Source organism: Pantoea stewartii subsp. stewartii (genome assembly GCF_008801695.1).
Lineage (GTDB): Bacteria > Pseudomonadota > Gammaproteobacteria > Enterobacterales > Enterobacteriaceae > Pantoea > Pantoea stewartii.
In genome coordinates this window covers 1-251 of the sequence record NZ_VZPF01000315.1, presented here as the reverse complement: position 1 = coordinate 251, position 251 = coordinate 1, and the positions used below count along the sequence as shown (strand labels likewise).

Below are 251 nucleotides of genomic sequence, written 5' to 3'. Positions count from 1 at the left end.
GAGGCGAAGCGCCTCAAGGAGCCATGTCCGGTGTTTCACGCGATAGTGTCCATTAAAAAATGATGGACACTATTTTCCCGGAACCGGAGCCCGCTGCACAGACGGTTTAAATGTGACGCTTACTTTCATGAGACAATAACCCGAAATCACCAGTGCAGTTCAATGTGGCAACTGTTGAAAAAGGTCCATCACTTTATGAATACCGTCAGCCCATTCCCCGGGGGAAAACATGGGCTGGCTAAAGTGTAGCG

At 49.4% G+C, this 251-nt stretch carries 1 pseudogene; it reads left to right on the top strand.

Features of this window, described 5'->3' with window-relative positions:
* Positions 1-126: 126 nt before the first annotated feature.
* Positions 127-249: pseudogene (locus tag F7Q90_RS26335) on the top strand (IS630 family transposase); the annotation flags it as partial.
* Positions 250-251 lie beyond the last annotated feature (2 nt).